We start from the raw sequence: 20229 nt of genomic DNA, 5'->3' as shown, positions 1-20229 counted from the left end.
CGATTGACCACGCTCGCATCCCCCTCCTACCGTCGTCAACAAGAGCATGTGCCTTGACACTACGAGCGTGAGCAAGGGGGCCGGCAATGGATGTCTCCTTTCTGGGTGGACCGCAGCCACAGCGTGGCGTGGGTGTGGTCGCCCCGTTCGACTTCGCACTCGATCGCGAGCTGTGGCGATGGGTGCCCGACGACATCTCGTTGCGCCTGACCAGGACGCCCTACGTGCCGGTCGAGGTCTCCCTCGACCTGGCCAGGCTGGTCAGTGAGCACGAGACCCTGGGGGAGGCCGTCCGGGCCCTCGGCGTCTCCGAACCCGAGGTCGTCGCGTACGCCTGCGCCTCGGGCAGTTTCGTCGGCGGCCCGGCCGGCGAGAAGGCCATGTGCGAGGCGATGACCCGGGCCGGGGAGGTGCCGTCGCTCACCACCTCCGGGGCCCTCGTCGAGGCGCTGGAGGAACTGGGTGTGAGCAGGATCGCGCTGGTCACGCCCTATACGGAGTCCGTCACACGGGCGCTGGAGGAGTATCTGGCGGAGGTGGGGGCAGCCGTTACGGGACGCGCTTTCCTCGGGCTGACCCGGGACATCTGGAAGGTCCCCTACCGGTCGGTCATGGACATGGCGCGACAGGCAGCCGTCGGGGCCGCCGACGCGCTGTTCATCAGTTGCACGAATCTGCCGACGTACGACGTGATTCCGCAATTGGAGGCCGAACTGGGCATGCCGGTGCTCTCCGCCAACCAGGTCACGATGTGGGCCGCGCTGCGCCGCCTCGGCGCGCACGCGGTCGGCCCGTACCAGGCGCTGCTGCTCGACCGGCCGTCGCCGTCGTTGTCGGCACCGACGGCCACGCCGATGCCGGTGATCGTGCCGATCACGCCGATCGTCCCGATCACGCCGCTCACCCCGCTCCGCCCGGGTGTGCCGGTCCCGCCGCCCGCGGAGGGTGAGCCGTCGGCCGAGTCCGTGCCTACGGTGGAATCGGTGGCACCGGCGTCACCCGTCGCACCGGCCGGCCCCGGCGGGCCCGTCCCGCCGGCACTGCCGCTGCCGGACGATACGGAAGGATGGACATGACCACCGTCGGATTCCTCTACCCCGGCCACTCCGCCGAGGACGACTACCCGCGCATCGAGATGCTGCTCGCGAGCGACGTCAGACTGCAGGTCGTCCACACCGACATCGGGGAGGACGCCCACCGCGTCGACGCGCTGCTGGAGATGGGCGCGGGCGAGCGGCTGGCGGCCGGGGTGGAGGAGCTGCGGCTGGCCGGTGCCGAGGCCGTGGTCTGGGCCTGCACCAGCGGCAGCTTCGTCTACGGGTGGGACGGCGCGCACGAGCAGACGCGCGCCCTCGCCCGGGCCGCGGGGCTGCCCGCGTCGAGCACGTCGTTCGCGTTCGCCCACGCCGTACGGGCGCTGGGCGCGGAACGGGTCGCCGTCGCCGCGACCTACCCGGACGACGTCACGGAGTACTTCGGGGTCTTCCTCAAATCGGCCGGCATCGAGGTGGTGGCCGACCGGGCGAGCGGGATCATCACGGCCGCCGAGGTCGGCACGTGGGGCCGCGAGCAGGTGCTGGAGCTGGCCCGCGCGGGTGACCACCCGGACGCGGAGGTCGTGCTGCTCCCGGACACGGCCCTGCACACGGCGGGGTATCTGCCGGAGCTGGAGGAGGTGCTCGGCAAGCCGGTGCTCACGGCGAACCAGGTCACGGTCTGGGAAGGGCTGCGGCTCGCGGAGCGCACGGTGCGGGAGCCGAAACTGGGCACGCTCTTCGCGAGCAGGCCGTCCCCGGCGTGACGGGCCCGCCGGGCGGGGGGAACCTGGCGGCCCGGGGGAACCCGGCGGCCGGGGAGTAACCCGTCGGCCGGGGGAACACCCCGTCGGCCGGGGAATAAACGGAGATACCCTCCTGTTGAGTGCTGTGCACTGACTTCACGATGACGCATGACGCACACGCAGGAGGAGCTGACCGGTGGACGAGGCGAGCCGAGGCACGACGGATCGAGGCACGACGGAAACGGCGAGGGAGGCGGACCCGATCCGGGGGATGGCCCGCGGCACCGCGCCCGTGCCCCTGTCCGTACTGGACCTGGTCACCGTGGGCAGCGGCACCACCGCCACCGAGGCGCTCCGTACGAGCGTCGCGCTGGCCCGGCTCGCCGAGAACCGCGGCTTCCACCGCCACTGGGTCGCGGAACACCACTCCATGCCGGGCGTCGCCTCCACCTCGCCCGCCGTGATCCTCGCGCATCTCGCCGCCCACACCGAGCGCATCAGGCTCGGCTCGGGCGGCGTCATGCTGCCCAACCACGCGCCGCTGGTGATCGCGGAGCAGTTCGGCACGCTGGAGGCGTTCGCCCCTGGCCGCGTCGACCTCGGCCTGGGCCGCGCGCCCGGCACCGACGGCGCGACGGCCGCCGCGCTGCGCCGCTCCGACCGGCTGAACGAGGGCGCGGACGACTTCCCGCAGCAGCTCGCCGAGCTGACCCGCTTCCTGGACGACGACTTCCCCGACGGCCACCCGTACTCCCGTATCCACGCCGTGCCGGGACCGGTCCAGGGACCTGCGGCCCGCCCGCCGATCTGGCTGCTGGGCTCCTCCGGCTTCAGCGCCCGGCTGGCCGGGGTGCTGGGGCTGCCGTTCGCCTTCGCCCACCACTTCTCGGCGCAGAACACCATCCCGGCGCTCGACCTCTACCGCGAGTCGTTCAAGCCCTCCGCCGTGCTCGACGCGCCGTACGCCCTGATCGGCGTCGCGGCCCTGGCGAGCCACGACGAACGCGAGGCCCGCCGCCAGGTGATGACGGGCGCGCTCTCGATGGTCCGGCTGCGGACAGGCCGGCCGGGGCTGGTCCCGACGCCGGAGGAGGCGGAGGCGTACCGGTTCAGCCCGATGGAGGAGGAGTTCGTCAACAGCTGGCTCGGCAACATCGTGCACGGCACGAAGGACGCGGTCGTCGACGGGCTGAACGACCTTCAGAAGCGCACCGGTGCCGACGAGTTGATGATCACCGCCAACTCGCACGGCGGGGAGGCGCGGCTGCGCAGCTACGAGCTGATCGCGGACGGATACGGCCTGCCGGGGCGCGAGTCTCAGGGGTGACACCTGAGGGCCGGTGAGGGGAACGTCGGGGTTGGATCGGGGACTGCCCTGATCCGGTGGGGAACGCGGAGCCTCAGTCTGGAGACATGACCGAAATCTCCGAGTCCTCGTTACGTGCCTCGTCCCCGCGTCGGCTCTCGCGCCGGGTCCTCGTCGGCGGCGCGTTGACCGCAGCGCTCGCCGCGGCGGTTCCCGCGCGGGCGTACGCAGGGCCCGCCGCCGAGTCGTACCCATCACGCCCGTCTCCCTTGCCTCTTTCACCCCTCCCGTCCCTCAGTACCAAGGCCCTGCAATCCGCCATCGACGACCTGGAGCACCCGAGGGCGACGGGCGCGCAGCTCCGCGTCGGTGGCGCGGCAGGCCGTTGGTACGGCACGTCGGGCGTCGCCGACCTGCGCAGCGGAAGGTCGATAAGAACCGGGGACCAGGTCCGGGCCGGCAGTATCAGCAAGGCATTCATCGCGACCGTCGTACTCCAACTGGTGCGTGAGGGACGGCTGCGCCTGGACGGCCCCGTCCAGCGGTATCTGCCGGATCTGCTGCCGGCGGAGTATCCCGAGATCCGGCTCTCGCACCTGTTGATGCACACCAGCGGCCTGCCCGACGCGAGCGGCCCCGATCAGCCGGACCTGAGCACCCCCGAGCAGATCCTGGCCCACCGGTACGACCGATTGACGCCCGCGCGCCTGCTGGCGAGGGTCACCCGTACGAAGGGGATGAAGTTCGATCCGGGTACCAAACAGGAGTACCGGGGGACCAACTTCCTTCTGCTGGCGATGGTCGTAGAGCGGGTCACCGGCCGTGCGTACGGTGCGGAGATCCACCGCCGTATCGCCCAGCCGCTGGGGCTGACCGGCACGTCCGTACCGGCGAGCGACGATCCGTATCTGCACGGCCCCCATGTCCATGGCTATCAGGAGATGAGCGACGGCAGACTGGAGGACGCCACCGTCTACAACCAGTCGGCCGCCTACGGCAGCGGAGAGGCGGTCTCCACGACCCGCGATCTGGAGACGTTCCTGGCCGCTCTCTTCGCGGGCGAACTTCTGCCACCGTCCCTCCTGGAGCACATGTTCACCCTGCCGCCCCCGGAGGTGCTGATGGTCGACGGCACCCCGGCCCGCTACTCGGCCGGGCTCCAGACGGTCACGGTCAACGGTGTCACCTTCTGGGGCAAGACCGGTGAGCGGTACGGATACAACTCGGGCGCGTTCGGGACCCGTGACCGGAAGCTGCGGATGGTCTGGTCCTACACGCCGGTACGGCGCGACGCGGAACAGAGCCGGATGGCGGAGCGAATAGCGGCGGCTCTGACGAGCTGACGGGGCCCGTCGCAGGGGACCGTGGCGAGAGGATCGTCAGCGCGGGGACCGCGACGCGAGGCGCCGCCGGCGCGGTCGGACGGTCGGTCGGCGCAGAGGCTCGTGGCGCGGCGTTCCGGCCCGGGGGACCAAGGGCCCCGGGCGGACCGTTCACACCCCGTTCGGGCTCACCGCCGCGATCATCTCCGCGATCCGCTCCGGTGCCACCGGGCGGGAGAAGAGCCACCCCTGCCCGGTGTCGCAGCCGATCCGCTGGAGCCGTGCCGCCTGGCCCGAGGTCTCCACGCACTCGGCCGTGACCGTCAGCCCGAGCCGGTGCGCCAGCTGGATCAGCGCCTCCACGATCGTCTCGTCCGCCGGGCTCGGGTGCACCCCCTCGTCGTACCGGAACCCGCGGACGAACGAGCCGTCCAGCTTCAGCACCGAGACCGGCAGCCTGCTCAGATAGGCCAGGTTGGAGTAGCCGGTGCCGAAGTCGTCGATCGCGATCCGCACGCCCATGTCGCTCAGCGCCTGGAGCGCCTGGAGCGGACGGCCCGCCGAGCCCATCACCGCGGACTCCGTCAGCTCCAGTTGCAGCAGGTGCGGCGAGAGTCCGGTCTCCGCCAGGATCCCGGCCACGTCCCCGACCAGGTCCGAGTCCCACACCTGACGTACGGCCACATTGACGCTGACGAACAGCGGCTGGGCGCCCGGGTGGTCGAGCTGCCAGCGTCGCGCCTGGCGGCAGGCGGTACGGAGCACCCACCCGCCGAGCTGCACGATCGAGCCGTCCTCCTCGGCGATACCGATGAACCGATTCGGCGACAGGGTGCCGAACTGCGGGTGGTTCCAGCGGACCAGCGCCTCCACGCCCCGTACGATCCCGTCGGCCATTCCCACCAGCGGCTGGTACTGGAGGACGAACTCCTCGCGCTCGACCGCCGGGCGCAGCGCCGAGGTGAGCGCCTGCCGGGTCATCCGGTGGGCGTTGCGCTCCGGGTCGAAGAGGGTCCAGCGGGCCTTGCCGTCCGCCTTCGCCCAGTACAGCGTGGTGTCGGCGGCCTGCATCAGCCCGGTCGGGGTGGTGCCTTCCACGGCGCGCTCCACGACCCCGATCGACGCCGACACGGAGAGCCGCTGCCCGGCGAGGTCGAAGGGGCGCTGGAGCGCGGCGAGCACGGAGCGGGCGAGGTCGGCGAGTTGTTCCGTACCGGTCGAGTCCTCGACCAGGATCGCGAACTCGTCGCCGCCGAGCCGGGCAACGAGATGGCCGCCGCTGCGCGTGTACCCGCCGTGGTCGGCGCACTCGGTGAGCCGGCCCGCGACGGCGGCCAGCAGCCGGTCGCCCGTGCGGTGGCCGAGGGTGTCGTTGACGGCCTTGAAACCGTCGAGGTCGAGATAGCAGAGGCCGATCCGCCCTGTTCTGCCATCCACTCTGCCGTTTCCCCGCCCGGGACCGCGCCCGGGCGTGCGCCCGGGACCGGAGGCGCGGTCGTGTCCGCGCGCGGAGTACGACGCTGCTGCTGCCGAGGAGGATGCCGCCGCCGACGCCACGCCGTACGCGATGCCCGTGCCGTACGCCGCCGCGCCCGTGGCGTAGGTCCTGCTGCCGTATGTCCCGCCCCCGCCCTCGAACGGCCCGTCGCCGGGCGCCGACGATTCCAGCGCCGCGGCGAGCCGCTCGAAGAAGAGCGTGCGGTTGGGCAGCCGGGTCACCGGGTCGTGCTGCTGGAGATGGCGCAGCCGCGCCTGGAGTTCACGGCGGTCGCTGATGTCCGTGACCGACAGCAGCACGCGATCGGTGTCCGGTACGGGGGCCACGGTGACCTCGGCCCACAGCGTCCTCCCGTCGGGGTGCTTGAGGCGCCGGGTGCAGCGGAATCGGGCCCGCAGGCTGTCGAGGGCTTCGCGGTACGCGTGCCAGGTGCGGGTGTCGGAGGCCAGGTCGAGGAGGTCGGCGGCGGCCTGGTCGGCCAGCGCGCCGGTCCCGGTGCCGAGGAGTGCGCCGAGCGCGTCGTTGGCGTCGAGGACCGTGCCCTCGCGGTCGAGGAGGGCCATGGCGAGCCGGGAGACATGGAAGGCGGCGCGGTAGTCGCGCGCCTCACTCGTCTCGTGCGGCGCGCGCTGCTCGGTGCGGTCGGCCTGCTCGGCGACGGGCCGGTCGTGTCGCTCGGTGTCGTCGTCGGGGACGGCTCTGCCCACGGTCCGACGTTCCGGACGATCCATACGCTCCGTGTTCGGCGGGTGTCCGCCGCCCGCTGCCGCGACCGCCGCTGAGGGCGGCCCTTCGGAGGTTCCGCTCACGGCTCGCTCCCGCGGTGCAGTCGTGTCGTACAGGGGGGTGGTGGAGACGGATCAGCCAGAGAAAGTGTGCCGATCATAGAGGTAGGCCGGGTGGCCATTCCAGCTCCCCCGTACGGAAGGCGGCCCCGAAGAGCCGTTCCCGCGGCGTCGGGCGATCGTTTCTGCACGGCTGTGGCACCGGGCCACCCAAAGGTGACCGGCTGTGACATCGCCGCCGGGCCCGGGGTGTCGGGCCGCTCTCACCCGCGTGGGGCAGCCCAACAGGGCGTACCGCGGCAAACCGGCACAAGGTGGGGGTGGCGTGCCGCCCCGCGTCCGCCGCGCCGAACGCCGTACCCGCAGTACCCGCCGTACCGCCGTTTCCCCTGCCGTAGCCGGAGGTCGATGTGGAGCATCCGCAGCCACCCGAGGCAGTGGAGAGGCCACGGCTGCGCAGGGCCGCCGCGGCCCTCACCTCCCTCATGGCGGTCGCCACCACGTCTCTGGTGGCCGGGCCCGCCGCGACCGCGACCGCGCAGGGGCCCTGCGCCCTGCCCCGTACCGCCGCGCACCACTCCGTCGGCCTGGACACCTGGAACGACGACTATCCCCGGCCCGTCCGCTCCCTCGACGCGGTCATGATCTTTCTCTCCTTCCCGGACTCCCGGCCGCTCGCCACCCCGGACGCCCTGGCGGCCGACCACTTCCCGGCCACCAGCCGTTTCTACGAGCGGGCCTCGTACGGCAGGTTCACGCTCCGCGCGCACCCGCAGCTCCGCTGGTTCACGATGCCGCGCCCCTCCACCTCGTACGGGATACGGCGCGACTGGGAGCCGGCCCGGCGCACCGCCTATCTGCGGGACGCGCTGGCCGCCGCCGATCCGGAGATCGACTTCTCCCGGTACGACGTGGTCTATTTCGTGGCCGACCCGGACGCGCCGGGCGTCGACTCCGACGCCACGAAGGTGGTCAACTTCGACCAGCCGATGCGCGCCGACGGTACGGACATCAAGCGCGTCGTCACCGTCTTCGAGCGGCATCCGCCCGACCGCAACGTGCTGGCCCACGAGACCGGGCACGTCTTCGACCTGGCGGACCTCTACCACCGGCCGACCGACGACAAGGGTGACTGGGACACCTACGTCGGCGACTGGGACGTGATGGGCAGCCAGTTCGGTCTGGCGCCGGACTTCTTCGCCTGGCACAAGTGGAAGCTCGGCTGGCTGGACCGGCGGCAGGTGAGCTGTGTCCCCCCCACGGGAACGACCCTCCTCACCCTCGATCCGATCGCGGCCGAGCCCTCCTTCGGGGGCGCCGCCGGGACCCGGCTCGCGGTGGTGCGCACGGGCAAGGACTCCGCCCTGGCGATCGAGGCGCGCACCGCCACCCGCAACGATCTGCACACCTGTACGGAGGGGGTGCTGATCTACCGGGTACGGAGCGGGAAGGCGTCCGGCGGCGGTCCGGTCGAGGTGGTGGACACCCACCCGGGCAGCGAGGCGTGCTGGGAGCGGTCGGTCTACCCGCCCCTGGCGGACGCGCCGCTGGCGGTCGGCGAGACGTTCACCGTGCCGGGGGAGGGGACCCAGGTGCAGGTGGCCGAGCGGACGTCCTCGGGCGCCTTCACCGTCAAGATCACCCCGGCCGGCTGAAGCGGGCGGCCGTCCGAGGCGGGCAGATGTCCGAGGCGGGCAGGCATACGGAAGAGGCCCCTCGCCGGAGCGAGGGGCCTTTCCTGTCGGTGCGCCGCCAGGGACTCGAACCCCGGACCCGCTGATTAAGAGTCAGCTGCTCTAACCAACTGAGCTAGCGGCGCCTGCTGACGTCGTAGACCTTAGCACCCGGATCGGCGCGAAGAAAAATCGATATGCCGGAGGCGTTCGAGGAGGTCAGCCCAGGCGGCCGAGCGCGGTGCGCGCCGCCGTACGGGCCGCCCGGACGCAGGCCCACAGCAGCACGTCGGGCCCCGGCAGCCACGGGTGGCGGGTGTCGGGCGCGACCAGCCAGCGCGGCCCGGACCGGGCGCCGGGGGTGAGCGGCGGTACGGTCACGGCGTCGCCCGCGCCGTGGCAGAACAGCGGCGGCGGAGCGGTGTCCCGCCCGTCCGGGCCCCGGCCGCCCCACTCCTCCCAGGAGAGCAGTGACGGCAGCCGCTGGGCGGTGCCCGGCGCCGCGAAGAGCAGCGTGCGGCCCCGGTGCGCGGCGACCGGGCCCGAGCCGGGGCCGTCGCACCACAGCCGGTTGAGCATGTGCCGCCCGAACATCGCCGGCGCGCTCACCACGTCGAAGGCGGAGCCGCAGGGCAGCACGCCGGGGGTGGCGGGCCGGGCCGCCCACAGGGAGAGAAGGGAGCGGGGGGAGGGGCCCGCGGACGCGAGCCAGTCCGCGCCGGCCGGGGTGACCTGGGCGGTCTGGTGGCGGCCCGCGTCGCTCAGCAGGCCGAAGAGGTCGGTGCGGCGCTCGTCCTCGCTCGGGCCGGGGCGTAATGGGGCTTCATCTCTTAGCCATGAGCTCATGACCATAAGGTCTACCGGGAGTGATGAACCGATTCCCCAGGGTTTCCGGAAACCGGGACAGGACACCCCAGAGGGGCGTAACCTGCGCCCCGGCATATGCCGGGCTACTGCCCCGGCTACAGGCCACCGCCGGACCACTTGACCTGGCTGCAGGTCACTGCCGGACCACTTGACCCGGCTGCAGGTCACTGCCGGGCCACGGCGCCGGCCGCACGTCAGCGTCGGGCTGCTGACCCGGCCGCGCGTCACCGCCGTGCCACGGCGCCGGCTGCACGTCAGTGCCGGGCCACGGCCCCGGCCGCGCGTCAGTGCCGGGCCACGGCGCCGGCCGGACGTCAGCGTCGGGCTGCTGACCCGGCCGCGCGTCACCGCCGTGCCACGGCGCCGGCCGCGCGTCAGTGCCGGGCCACGGCCCCGGCCGCGCGTCACCGCCGGGCTACTGGCCCGGCTGCGCGTCGCCCGCGAGTAGTTCCCGGCCGAACTCGACCATCTTCTTCGCGTAGTCCTCGGTCCACTCCGCGCGCTCCGCGATGTCCGCCGTCGTCAGCCGGTCGAACCGGCGCGGATCGGCGAGCTGCGCCGCGGCGACCGCCTGGAACTCCACCGCGCGGTCCGTCGCCGCGCGGAACGCCAGTGTCAGCTCCGTCGACCGGGCGAGCAGCTCGGCGGGGTCCTCGATCGATTCGAGATCGAAGAAGTGCTCGGGGTCGGCGACCGCCTCGGACGGCTCGAAGAGCAGCGGCGCGGGTCGCAGCGGACGCCGCCGCTCACTCCGCTCACTCCGCTCGGGATCCGCCATGTCAGTCCTCCTGCTCGTGCGTGTACCGGGCCCGCGGGCCACGGTCCATTGTCCCGCCCGCCGCAAGTACCCCTCAGGGGCGCCACGTGACCCGGTGCTCCGACCACTGGGCCCAGGTCGACTGCATGGCTTCCCACCCGTCCGGGAATTTCACCGTCACCCCGAGCTGTACCGGCTCCGTGGACGGATGTTCGTCCAGCAGCTCCGCCACGCCCGCCCGGCAGACCACGACGCAGGCGTGCCGGTGGCGCGAGGCCAGCACGCAGAGCCGGCCCGTCTCCAGATGGAAGGCGGTCGCGTCCGGGCGCCCCGAGAGCGGGTGCAGGACGACCGTGACATCGAACTCACGGCCCTGGAGCCGGTTGGCCGTGTCCACCGCCACACCGCTCACCCCCAGCTCCGCGAGCGCCGCCCGCACCGCCGCCGCCTGGTCGCGGTGGGCCGTGCCGACCGCGATCCGGTCCGCCGTCACCGGCACCGGATCGGGAGCGCGCTCGCTGGTGGCCGCCGCCCCCCGGTCGAGCAGCCTGCGTACCACCACCGCCACCGCTCGTACCGCCTCCGGATCCGTTCGGGGCGTGCGCCGCGCGGGCAGCTCCAGCAGCCCCCACCCCGACGCGGCGGCCTCGTCCAGCACCCGGTCCGGCCCCGAGCCGTCGGACGGGACACCGAACGCGAGCCGCCGGTCGCCGTGGTCCGTACCGCTGCGGAACGGGGTGTACGGATAGAACGCGTCCGAGACCAGCGGCGCCGCCGACGCGGGCAGCCGCCACGACACCGGCAGCCGGTGCTGCGGCAGCTCGGGATTGTGCGCGAGGAGGGTCGAGACGGCGCTGGCGGACGGGTCGTACGAGAGCCCCGCCCACTGGTCCGCGCCCACCACGCTGAACGGGTCGAGCTGACCCGGGTCCCCGACGAACAGCGCGTGCTCGAAGAGCCCGGCGACGGCGAGCAGCGCGTCCGAACGCATCTGGTACGCCTCGTCGACGATGGCGTGCCGCCAGGGCTCGACGCCCTGGACGTGCGCCCACTTCGCGGCCGTCGAGATGACGATGTCGAGACCGGCGAGATCGGCGGCCTTCGCCGACTTCCGTACGTTCGCCAGCTCGTCCAGCGTCTTGTCGTACGGGTCGGGGTCGTTGCTGTGCAGCCGGCCGACCGGCAGCTCGGGATTCTTCTCCGCTAGCCGGACGACCAGGTCGTCCACCTGCGCGTTCGTCTGCGCGACCACCATCAGCGGGCGCCCCGCCGCGGCCAGCTCCAGCGCGGCCCGCACGACGAGCGTCGACTTGCCCGCGCCGGGCGGCGAGTCGACGACGACTCCGCGGTGCGCGCCGTGCAGCGTGTCGCGCAGGATCGCGTCGGTGGCCCGGGTCGCGGCGGCGCCCGGGTCCGGGACGGTGGGCTCGTTCATCGGCGGGGCTCCGGGGATCGAGATCGGCGGCGGTGTACCGGGCTGAGGGGTCTCACAGGAAGTCCTCCTCCGTCACCGGGTCCGGCGCCGGTGCGGGCACGGACCCGTCGAGCGTCCCCTCCGGGCCGGCCGGCGGGCCGCCATGGGTCCATGGCGTCTGTTCCGGGTCGGGCAGCTTCGGACCGCCCCGCTGGTCGTGCTCGAAGAGCGTCCAGGCGATCCGGTCGCCCTTCTCCGGTACGGAACCCGGCGCGGGCTCCTTGCTCCGGCCCATGCGGTCGGTCAGCCGCACCACCAGCAGGCCGCCCTCCTCCCGCACCGGGCCGGCCGCCTCGTACCGTACGAACTCCGCCGTCTGCGGTCTGCCGTCCAGCGAGCGGAACACCTTCACCCCCGCGCCGAGCTGCGGGCGGTCGTCGGTCCGGAGCGTGACGAGGGGGCGCGGGCTCGGCCGCTTGCTCTCGCTGTACGCCATCTCCACCTCCGTCACCTCCCCGAGGAACGCCTCACCGGCCAGCCGACGCCCCGCCAGCACCAGCGGGTCGTCCAGCGCCTCCTGCGCCTCCAGCTGCCCCTGCGCCGTCTCCCGCGAGGCGAGCTTCTGCGCCGCCGTCACCGCGTCGTCCCTGCGGGGCTGCGGCGGCTCCCCGGCGCGCACCCGGTCGCGGTGGCCGGTGAAGGACCAGCGGTCGCGCGTCCAGCGGCCGTCGACACGCTCGCCCTCCGGCAGCGCGCCCAGCAGGTCCAGACCGTGCCAGACCGCGTCCCACGTGGGCCGCATGACCGACTCCAGCAGCTCGCGGATCCGCCGCTCGGCCGCGGTCAGCCGGGCCAGCTGCTCCTCCGCGCCCGGCCCGTCCTCCGCCGCCGCGAGTGCGCCGCGCGCCCGGTCGTACGCCTCGATCGCGGGCGCCAGCAGCCGGTTGTCGAACGCCGGATCCGTCGCCGGACCGGCCGGCGGGCACACCAACTGCCCCTCCCCGTCCCGCCCCAGCTCCGCCCGGAGCGCCGCCTCCGCGCCCGGGATCCCGTCCGGCGGGTCGAGCCAGGCCAGCAGCGCGCCCAGATGCTGGTCCTCCAGATTGGACTGGCCCGTCGCCCAGTGGCGGTTCAGCAGATCCGTCACCGCGAGCAGCAGCGAGGAGCCCGGCACCCGGGCGCGCTCGCCGTAGTGCGTCAGCCAGCGGCCGAGCAGCGGCACGCGCGGCGGCGCGGGGTACGGCGCGTCCGGATCGTCCTCCGCCGTCCGCCGGAACCGCATCGACCGGCCCAGCAGCCGGACGAAGTCGACGCCCGGCCGGTTCGGCACGATCAGCTGCGGCGCGTCCACGCACAGTTCGACCTCGACCTTGACCCGCTTCCCGGTCTCCGGGTCGGTCTCGTTCCGCTCGGCGGGCTCGATCACATCGGCGTACGCGTCCAGATGCGGCAGGACCGCCTCGGCCAGCTCGCCGAGGAACGCGAACCGCAGATCGCGGTCGCGCGGCTGCGCGACGGTCAGCAGCCGGGGCGCGTCCCGGTCCGTCCCGACGAGCGCGCCGAGCGGAGCGCCCGCCTCGCCCGCGGTCGTCAGCGGGACCAGCACGAGCGGCCGGTCGGAGATCCGGCGGTGCCGGACCGTCGTCAGCGGCTGGGCGCGCCCGCTCTCCATGGCCTCCAGCCGGGCGAGCGTACCGATCAGCGACACGGGACCGCCTCCAGGACAGCCTCGGCGGCGTCCCCGGCATCCGCCGATGGAGGGCGCCGCGCCGCGGCCAGGGCCTCCGCCCGCAGCGCCGCCGCCCGCCGGAGCGTCGCCACCGTCGGGTCCGCCGGGTCGCCCGCCTCGCCGCGGGCGGCCGCCAGCACCGCCGGTCCGCCCAGTTCGGCCAGCCCGCCCAGCTCGCCCCGTACGCCACGGCCCAGCGCCTCCACCGCGCCGTCCGCGCGCGCCGCCGAGCGGCAGTGGAAGGCCAGTTCGCAGGCGGCCAGGCACTCGGGCGCGTAGGCCGCGGAGACCGCTTCGACGGCGCTCGTCAGCTCCGCGCCCGAGCAGCGCTCCACGTCGAAGGTGGTGCCCTCGGGGAGCGCCGCCGCGATCTCCTCGATCCTGGTGAGCCGCGCGAGCTGCCGGCGCGTCACCGAGAGCTGCTTGCGCACGTCGACCACGGACGCCGTCGGCAGGTTGGAGAAGTCCTTGGGGCAGACCAGCAGTACCCGGTGGCCCACCTCGGCGCCCCCGGTGCGCAGGGCGACCCGCTCCAGCGCGAGCGCGTACACCGCCGACTGCCGGGCCGCCGCGCCCACCTTCGCCGCGTCCGCCGAACCGTCGATCATCGGGAAGGACTTGATCTCCACGACCGTCCACAGGCCGTCGGGCCGCACCACCACCGCGTCCGGCTCCAGATACGCCGGTGACCCCGCGACCTCCAGGGCCAGCAGCGGATGGTCCAGCAGCGCCCACCCGCCCGCCTCCGTGGCCTCGCGCAGCGCCAGCGCCGTACGGGCCACCCGGCCCTCGGGACCGGCCGCCGACAGGTCGGGTACGAGGACCTCGCCCGGGGCGGGCGGTGGCGCGGCGCCGCCGAGCCGCTCGGCGACCAGCCGCATCAGCTCCGTACCCCCGTCGGCCTTCACCTTGGCCTCGAAGGCGTTGCCGCGCATGAACGCGAACTGCGACTGTCCGAACGGACCCGGTGAGCCGAGCGCCGTCGCCAGCGCGGCCTTGTCGACGCCCGCGCCGTCGAGCAGCGCGCGGCGCCGGCAGCCGGGGTTGGCCGCGAGGGCGGCCAGCGCGCGGGCGTCGAGCGGATGCGGCGCGACGGTGGGGCCGCGCAGCTCAGCGAGCCGTCGCCGGAGTGTCGTCTGCGGAGGAGGTGCTGGTGCTGCTGCGGGTCCGCTGCCCAGGGAATCGCTCACCCGCGGAAGTCTCGCATCCACCGCTGACAATCGGGGCCGTGCGGGCCGAACGGGCCGGGTCCGCCGCGTGTGCCGGGGGAGCGGCCCGGGCCGTGAGAGGCATCCGTGACGGCCCGTCGGCCGGCTCCGTCCCCACCGGCGACGGCCCGTCGGCCGGCTCCGCCCCCACCGGCCGCCCGGCGGCCAGGGCCCGTACGCGCTCCAGCGCGCGCGTCACGGGGCCCGTCAGCAGCGCGCCCGCGCCCATCACCGCGGCGCCCGCGACCGCGTCCAGGAAGTAGTGGTTCGCCGTGCCCATCACCACCACGGTGATGACCAGCGGATAGATGACGCCCAGCCACCGCACCAGCGGAGTGCGCGCGTGCTTCCACAGCAGCACCCCGCACCACACCGCCCACCCCACGTGGAGGCTCGGCATCGCCGCGTACTGGTTCGTCATTCCGCCCAGCCCGCGCGGCGCGCTGGCTTCCGTGCCCCACCAGCCGTACGAGCTGTACTGCGCCATGGTGTCGACGAAGCCGTGCCCCGCGTCCAGCAGCCGGGGCGGACAGGTGGGCAGGAGCGTGAAGCCGACCAGACCGAGGAGGGTGGAGATCATCAGCCAGGTGCGGGCCGCCCGGTAGCGGGCGGGACGGCGGCGGAAGAGCCAGACGAGGACCGCCGGTGTCACCAGGTAGTGCAGCGAGGCGTAGATGAAGTCGGCGGGTATCCCGATCGCCGGAGTGCTGGTGAAGAGCCGGTTGAGGGGATGCTCGGCGTTGAGGAACAGAGCCTTCTCCACGCGGAGGATCGCCAGCCCGTGGTCGACCGCCGTCGACACGTCCCCGCGCGCCAGCAGCCGGCCCGCGGAGTACGCGGCGTACACCACGACGAGCAGCGCCAGCTCGGTCCACCAGCGGGGCCGAAGTCGCGGGGGGTGCGTCGTTCTCCCACCGGCGCGGGCGGCGCTGGCGCTGGCGCGGTACGACATCCGGGCGGTCTCCATCATGTTTTCATGCAGCTTTCGGCCGACGTTCAACCGTACGGTGTACGCGATCGACGTCTTCGGCCGGGTGTACCCAGGGATCCGCGTTCGACAACATCACCTTCGACGCAATGAGGGACGCCGGTACGCGTCAGGAGGTTGCCCCCTGGAAGTCGCTGTTCGTTCAGGTGCGCGATGATGGAACGGCATCAATGGGAACTTCAGGGAGCATTTTCATGGCACCGCGCATCCTGCTCGCCCGGCACGGCCAGACCGCCTGGTCGCTGTCCGGACAACACACGGGCCGGACGGATGTCCCCCTGCTCGAAGAGGGCCGCCGCGGTGCCAAGCTGCTCGGCGAGCGACTGCACCGCGAGCCCTGGTCGGGGCTGGCCGACGCGGAGATACGCACCAGCCCGCTGGCCCGCGCGAGCGAGACCTGCGAGCTGGCCGGGTTCGGGGGGCGCGCCGAGGCCTGGGACGCGCTGATGGAGTTCGACTACGGCGCGTACGAGGGGATGACCCCGGCGCAGATCAAGGCGGCCCGCCCGGGGTGGCTGATCTGGCGGGACGGCGTGCCGGACGGCGAGAGCCTGGCGCAGGTCGCGGCCCGCGCCGACGAGGTCGTCGACTGGGCGCGCTCCGCCGACCGCGACGTCCTGGTCTTCGCGCACGGCCACATCCTGCGCGCCATCGGGGCGCGCTGGCTGGGCGAGGACATCGCGTTCGCGGCCCGCATCCGGCTCGACCCGACATCGATCTCGGTGCTGAGCTGGGCGTACGACATGCCGGCCATCCAGGTCTGGAACGACACCGGGCACCTCGTGGCCTGAACCGCCGCTCCTCCTGACGTCCCGTCACCCGCGCGTGTTCCGTCACCCGCGGCGTCCGTCACGCGCGGGCATTCCGTCACCCCGGGCGTTCCGTCACCCGCGCGCGTTCGCCGACGCGTGGCGGTCCAGGAACGCGCCCACCTCCGGCAGCCGCCGCTGCGGCAGCAGCACCCGCGCCGTCGCGGCGAGCTTCGTCTGGATACGGGACGACTGGATGTCGTCCAGCAGATCGAGCACCTGGTGCCCGGCGGCCGCCGCCTCGTCCGGCGCGCCCGCGCGCGCCAGGTCGGTGGCGAGCTCCACGCGGTACAGGGCGAGGTTGCGGGCGAAGTGCGGCTGCTGGAGGACCGTCGCGCGGTACGCGTGGCGCGCGGCCCGCGCCCAGTCGCCCAACGCCGCGTGGCACAGCGCCTCCTGCGCCTCCAGCTCGGGCTCGCCGAAGAACGACATCCACTCGGGGTCGGAGTCCGAGGGCCCGCGCTCGAAGTAGCCGTGGGCCTGGGACAGCGCCTGCTCGCACCCCGTACGGTCACCGAGCCACGCCCGCCCGCCCGCCTCCCGCAGCGCGAGCAGCGACAGCAGCCGGTGCGAGGAGAGCTTGGCCGCCGCCCGCCGGCCCGCCTGGGCGGCGCGTACGGCCTCCCGGTGCTGGCCCGCGTCCCTGGCCAGGAACGACGTGTTGCAGAAGGCGTGCGCCTCCAGGGCGGGATCGCCCGCGATCCGCGCCGTGGCCAGCGCCTCCGCGTAGTGCGAGCGCGCCTCGTCGAAGCGGCCCGAGTCATGGGCGAGCCAGCCCACCGAGATCGACAGCTCGCCGGCGCCCGAGTAGAGCCGGTCGGCGGTGGCCCGCCGGGTCGTCGTGCCCGCGTCGAGCAGGGTGTACGCGGCCCGCAGCGGCTGGGCGGCGCTCCGGTAGAGCCCGTCGGCGCCGTGCCGGTCGTCGAGCAGCCGGATCCGTCGTACGGCTTCCTCGACGGCGTGCACCTCGGCCTCGCCGACCCGCCGGGGGGCCGGGACGGAGGCGGCGGCGGTACCGCCGTGCCCGAGGGAGGCGGCCATCGCGGAGGCGGGGCCGCTGGTGATGAATGCGCGACGCAGCACGTCGCTCTCCTCGCTGGTGTCGCTGGGGTGGTTCGTCGGTGCCGTCCCGGCCGGGGGTCTCGGCGGCGGTGTGAGGGGGGCACCGGGGCCGGACGCGGGGCGGCGCTGGGACGTGACCCGCGCCGCTCTGCCGCGTACCTCCTCGCGCGCCGAGAAGCCCAGGTCCCGCAGGGTCAGTCCGGGGAACATGTGCAGGAACACCCGTTCATACGCGTAGTTGGGGCAGCGGATCTCGCCGGCCTCCACCCGCCCGATATAGCGTGCGTCGCACGCCACGTGTTCACCGATCTCCCGTGCGGCCCTGCGCACGGCGGCGGCGAACTCCCCCGGCGAGCGCTGTCCGCGCAGCCGGCGGAAGGCGAGGTTGGGAACTGTCCGGGACGACGTCATGGCCGAGCCCTCTCCTGGTACGGCCGATGGACGGATCGGACAGGGCCGGCCCGCCGCCGGTTCACGGCCGGTCACCCGGCGCAGCAAGAACGTACCGTCCGTGACGGTGCTTATACGCAGTGTTTGGCTACAAATCGGATTTCTCGCCCACGATCCGCCATGAACTGCCATCCTTTGCGGCGGCGTTTCGCCGTAGCCGTTGACGCCGCCCCGCGTTGAACCTGGCGGAGACGCTCAACGTGTCTGCATTCGACGAGGAGGACCCGCCTTGTCGGAGTGGGAGTGGGAGGTCGGTATGGAGACCAGCCGTGGCTCACGCACGACGGCTCAGCACGCACATCACCAGGAGTCCAGCGCGCGCCCCTACGACGTCGGCGAACCCTGCGACCTGGTGACCGTTCCGGCGCGGCAGGGGCTGGAGGCGGTGGACATCCTGCGGCGCGGCGCGGCGCCCGCCGGGGCCGTCCCGGCGGTCGGTCCCGTGCTGCACGACGGCTCCTGCGACACGCTCGGCTTCCTGGTGCCGCCCGGCACGGCGGCCGGCTGGGACCTGCCGGGCAGCGCCTGTACGCAGACGCTCGGCCGCGGCAGGCGCGTCCCCTCGGAGCCGCCGGTCACCGGCTCGGGCTGGCTGCTGCCGCCCGACGCGACGGGGCCGGTCACGGATCCGGTGGTGCTCCGGGCGGCGCTGGGCGAGGCGGCCCGGCTGATCGAGGCCGCCGACCGGTGCCACTGACCGCCGGCGCGATCCGACACCGGCCCTGACCCCGGCGCCCGCGCCGACACCGGCCCTGGTCCTGGCGCCCGATCCGGCACCGGTCCTGCCCCCGGCCCTGGTCCTGGCATCCGCGCCGACACCGGCCCTGACCCCGGCGCCCGCACCGGCCGTGGCACCCGCGCAGGCCTTGGCTCCGGCGCCCGAGCCGACAGCGACCCTGGCACCCGCACCGGCCCCGGCACCGGCCCGGTTCTCCGCGCCGCCGCGCCTCCCCGATAATGAGGGTGTGGCACGCAGCAGGCGGGACCGGGCGGAGGCCGTCGTCGAGGACGTCGACGCCGGTGTCGCCGAGCTGACCCCCGACCGCGAGCGCGCCCGCGCCTGGACGCTGCTGATCGACGGCGCCCCGCAGTCCCATGTCGACCTCGACGACCCCGCGCACCTCTCCTTCGCGTACCAGCGCAGGCTCGGCCACGCCATCGACCTCGTGGCCCCCGCCCAGCGCCCCCTGCACGTCGTGCACCTCGGCGGTGGCGCCTTCACCCTCGCGCGCTACACCGCCGCCACCCGGCCCCGCTCCACCCAGCAGATCGCCGAAGTGGACGCGGCCCTCGTCCGGTTCGTACGGAAACACCTGCCGCTGGACCCCACCGCGCGGATCCGCGTCCGCTCCGCCGACGCCCGCGCCGCGCTCGCCAAGGTGCCCGACGGCTGGGCGGATCTGGTGATCGCCGACGTGTTCGGCGGCACCCGCACCCCCGCCCATCTCACCAGCGCCGAGTTCCTGACCGACGTACGGCGGGCCCTGAAGCCGGACGGCTGGTACGCCGCCAACATCGCGGACGGTCCGCCGCTCGGCCACCTCCGGGGCCAGATCGCCACCGCCGCGGGCGCGTTCGAGCGGCTGGCGCTCGCCGCCGACCCGGCCGTGCTGCGCGGCCGGCGCTTCGGCAACGCCGTCCTGCTCGCCGCGGACCGGGAGCTGCCCGTGGCCGAGCTGACCCGCCGGGTCGCGAGCGATCCGCATCCCGGCCGCGTCGAACACGGGCGCGCACTGGCCGACTTCACCGGTGGGGCGGCCGTCGTCACGGACGCGGGCGCGAAGGCGTCGCCGCTGCCCCCGGCCGGTACGTTCGCGGACTGAAGCCCCGCGCGCGGCCCCTTGCCGATCCCCCGCGCGGAGCCCCCGCGACCGGGCCCGTCAACGGTCGTCGAACTCCACCCTCGGCGCACTGTCGTGCCACGTACAGAAGACCGAGACCTCCCGGCCGTCCCGCGTGAACGTCACCCGGATCCAGTACTCCTCCGTCCACGCCTGCACCTGCCAGCCCGCGTCCGGCGTCGCGGAGACCAACTCGGCCGAGGAATCGCCCAGTTCCAGCACGACCCGGCCGCCGTCCACCGCATAGCTCTTCACCTGGCCGGAGCTGGAGCCGGCGCCGGAGCCGGAGCCCGGGCCCGAACCGGAGCCCGCGGACGGCTCCGTACTCTCCCCGGACGGCCCCGCGGGGCTCGTCGCCGACCCGGTGGGCGCGGGCGCGGCAGGCGACGTACGGCCCTCCTCCGCACCCGCGGACTCCGAGGGCGCGGCCGAGGACGCCGACGGCTCCGGCGACGGGCTCCGGGGCCGCCGCGTCGAGGAGTCCAGCGCCGAGACGTCCCGCTCCCGGACCCCGTCCACCGGCAGCGGAAGCGCGCGGGGCGGGTCGTACGCCGTCCCGGACATGACCGTGTGCACGCCCCACCAGGTCAGCGTCACCGCCGCGCCGGTGGCGAGCAGCCAGGCGATCGCGTGTACGAGTCCTCTGCGCATCGGGGCCATAGTGCACCACCCGCGCCACCCCTGTCCCGCCGTCACCACCACCCGTCGCCCGCCTCACCACCGTCCGTCGCCCATCTCAC

At 73.9% G+C, this 20229-nt stretch carries 16 protein-coding genes, 1 tRNA gene and 1 pseudogene; 8 read left to right on the top strand and 10 right to left on the bottom strand.

The features are described from left to right. The first annotated feature begins 86 nt into the window (after nt 1-86). The 4 genes from ACFXKG_RS08085 to ACFXKG_RS08070 all read left to right on the top strand — a co-directional run bounded on the left by ACFXKG_RS08085 (nt 87) and on the right by ACFXKG_RS08070 (nt 4429). Nucleotides 87-1076: a decarboxylase gene (locus ACFXKG_RS08085; protein WP_384834154.1), complete on the top strand. Its 990-nt coding sequence runs from the start codon at nt 87-89 to the stop codon at nt 1074-1076. Beyond that, the gene (locus tag ACFXKG_RS08080) at nt 1073-1801 is read left to right on the top strand and encodes a decarboxylase (RefSeq protein WP_384834152.1); all 729 of its coding nucleotides are present in this window, start codon (nt 1073-1075) and stop codon (nt 1799-1801) included. The genes ACFXKG_RS08085 and ACFXKG_RS08080 overlap by 4 nt, the downstream gene beginning before the upstream one ends. A gap of 250 nt (nt 1802-2051) precedes the next feature. Then, nucleotides 2052-3107 carry an LLM class flavin-dependent oxidoreductase gene (locus ACFXKG_RS08075; protein ID WP_384834514.1) on the top strand — a complete coding sequence of 352 codons (1056 nt, stop codon included), beginning with the start codon at nt 2052-2054 and terminating at the stop codon, nt 3105-3107. A 248-nt stretch (nt 3108-3355) separates the two neighbouring features. Continuing rightward, nucleotides 3356-4429 (top strand): serine hydrolase domain-containing protein, encoded by a 1074-nt coding sequence (locus ACFXKG_RS08070; protein WP_384834149.1) that lies wholly within the window; start codon nt 3356-3358, stop codon nt 4427-4429. Between the two features lie 150 nt (nt 4430-4579). On the opposite strand, the gene ACFXKG_RS08065 is transcribed toward ACFXKG_RS08070, so the two are convergent. Then, nucleotides 4580-6637, bottom strand: a complete 2058-nt coding sequence (locus ACFXKG_RS08065) for a putative bifunctional diguanylate cyclase/phosphodiesterase (protein WP_384834146.1) — start codon at nt 6635-6637, stop codon at nt 4580-4582. 464 nt (nt 6638-7101) lie between these two features. Between ACFXKG_RS08065 and ACFXKG_RS08060 the strand changes: the two genes are divergently transcribed. Then, nucleotides 7102-8346, top strand: coding sequence for a M6 family metalloprotease domain-containing protein (locus tag ACFXKG_RS08060; protein ID WP_384834143.1), 1245 nt, complete (start codon nt 7102-7104; stop codon nt 8344-8346). A 90-nt stretch (nt 8347-8436) separates the two neighbouring features. On the opposite strand, the gene ACFXKG_RS08055 is transcribed toward ACFXKG_RS08060, so the two are convergent. The 7 genes and pseudogenes from ACFXKG_RS08055 to ACFXKG_RS08025 all read right to left on the bottom strand — a co-directional run bounded on the left by ACFXKG_RS08055 (nt 8437) and on the right by ACFXKG_RS08025 (nt 15306). Beyond that, a tRNA-Lys gene (locus tag ACFXKG_RS08055) sits at nt 8437-8510 on the bottom strand. Next, a pseudogene (locus tag ACFXKG_RS08050) lies at nt 8501-9210 on the bottom strand (bifunctional DNA primase/polymerase). The gene ACFXKG_RS08055 and the pseudogene ACFXKG_RS08050 overlap by 10 nt, the downstream one beginning before the upstream one ends. A gap of 436 nt (nt 9211-9646) precedes the next feature. Beyond that, nucleotides 9647-10009, bottom strand: coding sequence for a hypothetical protein (locus tag ACFXKG_RS08045; protein WP_384834141.1), 363 nt, complete (start codon nt 10007-10009; stop codon nt 9647-9649). Between the two features lie 73 nt (nt 10010-10082). Then, entirely contained in the window at nt 10083-11423 is a 1341-nt protein-coding gene (locus ACFXKG_RS08040) for an AAA domain-containing protein (protein WP_384834138.1), read from the bottom strand. Nucleotides 11424-11475: 52 nt separating this feature from the next. Further along, nucleotides 11476-13110, bottom strand: a complete 1635-nt coding sequence (locus ACFXKG_RS08035; protein WP_384834135.1) for a hypothetical protein — start codon at nt 13108-13110, stop codon at nt 11476-11478. Then, nucleotides 13101-14321, bottom strand: coding sequence for a hypothetical protein (locus ACFXKG_RS08030; protein WP_384834131.1), 1221 nt, complete (start codon nt 14319-14321; stop codon nt 13101-13103). The genes ACFXKG_RS08035 and ACFXKG_RS08030 overlap by 10 nt, the downstream gene beginning before the upstream one ends. Further along, on the bottom strand, nt 14242-15306 hold the full coding sequence (locus tag ACFXKG_RS08025; protein WP_384834512.1) for a phosphatase PAP2 family protein: 1065 nt from the start codon (nt 15304-15306) through the stop codon (nt 14242-14244). The genes ACFXKG_RS08030 and ACFXKG_RS08025 overlap by 80 nt, the downstream gene beginning before the upstream one ends. 215 nt (nt 15307-15521) lie before the next feature. Between ACFXKG_RS08025 and ACFXKG_RS08020 the strand changes: the two genes are divergently transcribed. Continuing rightward, the gene (locus ACFXKG_RS08020) at nt 15522-16118 is read left to right on the top strand and encodes a histidine phosphatase family protein (protein WP_384834128.1); all 597 of its coding nucleotides are present in this window, start codon (nt 15522-15524) and stop codon (nt 16116-16118) included. 93 nt (nt 16119-16211) lie between these two features. Here the strand turns inward: ACFXKG_RS08020 and ACFXKG_RS08015 are convergent, their stop codons facing one another. Further along, nucleotides 16212-17609 carry a tetratricopeptide repeat protein gene (locus tag ACFXKG_RS08015; RefSeq protein WP_384834125.1) on the bottom strand — a complete coding sequence of 466 codons (1398 nt, stop codon included), beginning with the start codon at nt 17607-17609 and terminating at the stop codon, nt 16212-16214. Nucleotides 17610-17904: 295 nt separating this feature from the next. Between ACFXKG_RS08015 and ACFXKG_RS08010 the strand changes: the two genes are divergently transcribed. Together ACFXKG_RS08010 and ACFXKG_RS08005 are read left to right on the top strand one after the other, a co-directional pair. Further along, a complete protein-coding gene (locus tag ACFXKG_RS08010; RefSeq protein ID WP_384834122.1) occupies nt 17905-18345 on the top strand; it encodes a hypothetical protein in 441 nt (146 codons plus the stop codon). Nucleotides 18346-18613: 268 nt separating this feature from the next. Further along, nucleotides 18614-19471, top strand: coding sequence for a spermidine synthase (locus ACFXKG_RS08005; RefSeq protein ID WP_384834119.1), 858 nt, complete (start codon nt 18614-18616; stop codon nt 19469-19471). Nucleotides 19472-19528: 57 nt separating this feature from the next. On the opposite strand, the gene ACFXKG_RS08000 is transcribed toward ACFXKG_RS08005, so the two are convergent. Beyond that, nucleotides 19529-20149: a hypothetical protein gene (locus tag ACFXKG_RS08000; RefSeq protein WP_384834116.1), complete on the bottom strand. Its 621-nt coding sequence runs from the start codon at nt 20147-20149 to the stop codon at nt 19529-19531. Between the last annotated feature and the right edge of the window lie 80 nt (nt 20150-20229).

The sequence above is a fragment of the Streptomyces sp. NPDC059255 genome (assembly GCF_042752355.1).
GTDB lineage: Bacteria > Actinomycetota > Actinomycetes > Streptomycetales > Streptomycetaceae > Streptomyces.
This window is presented reverse-complemented; position numbering and strand designations above follow the sequence as displayed.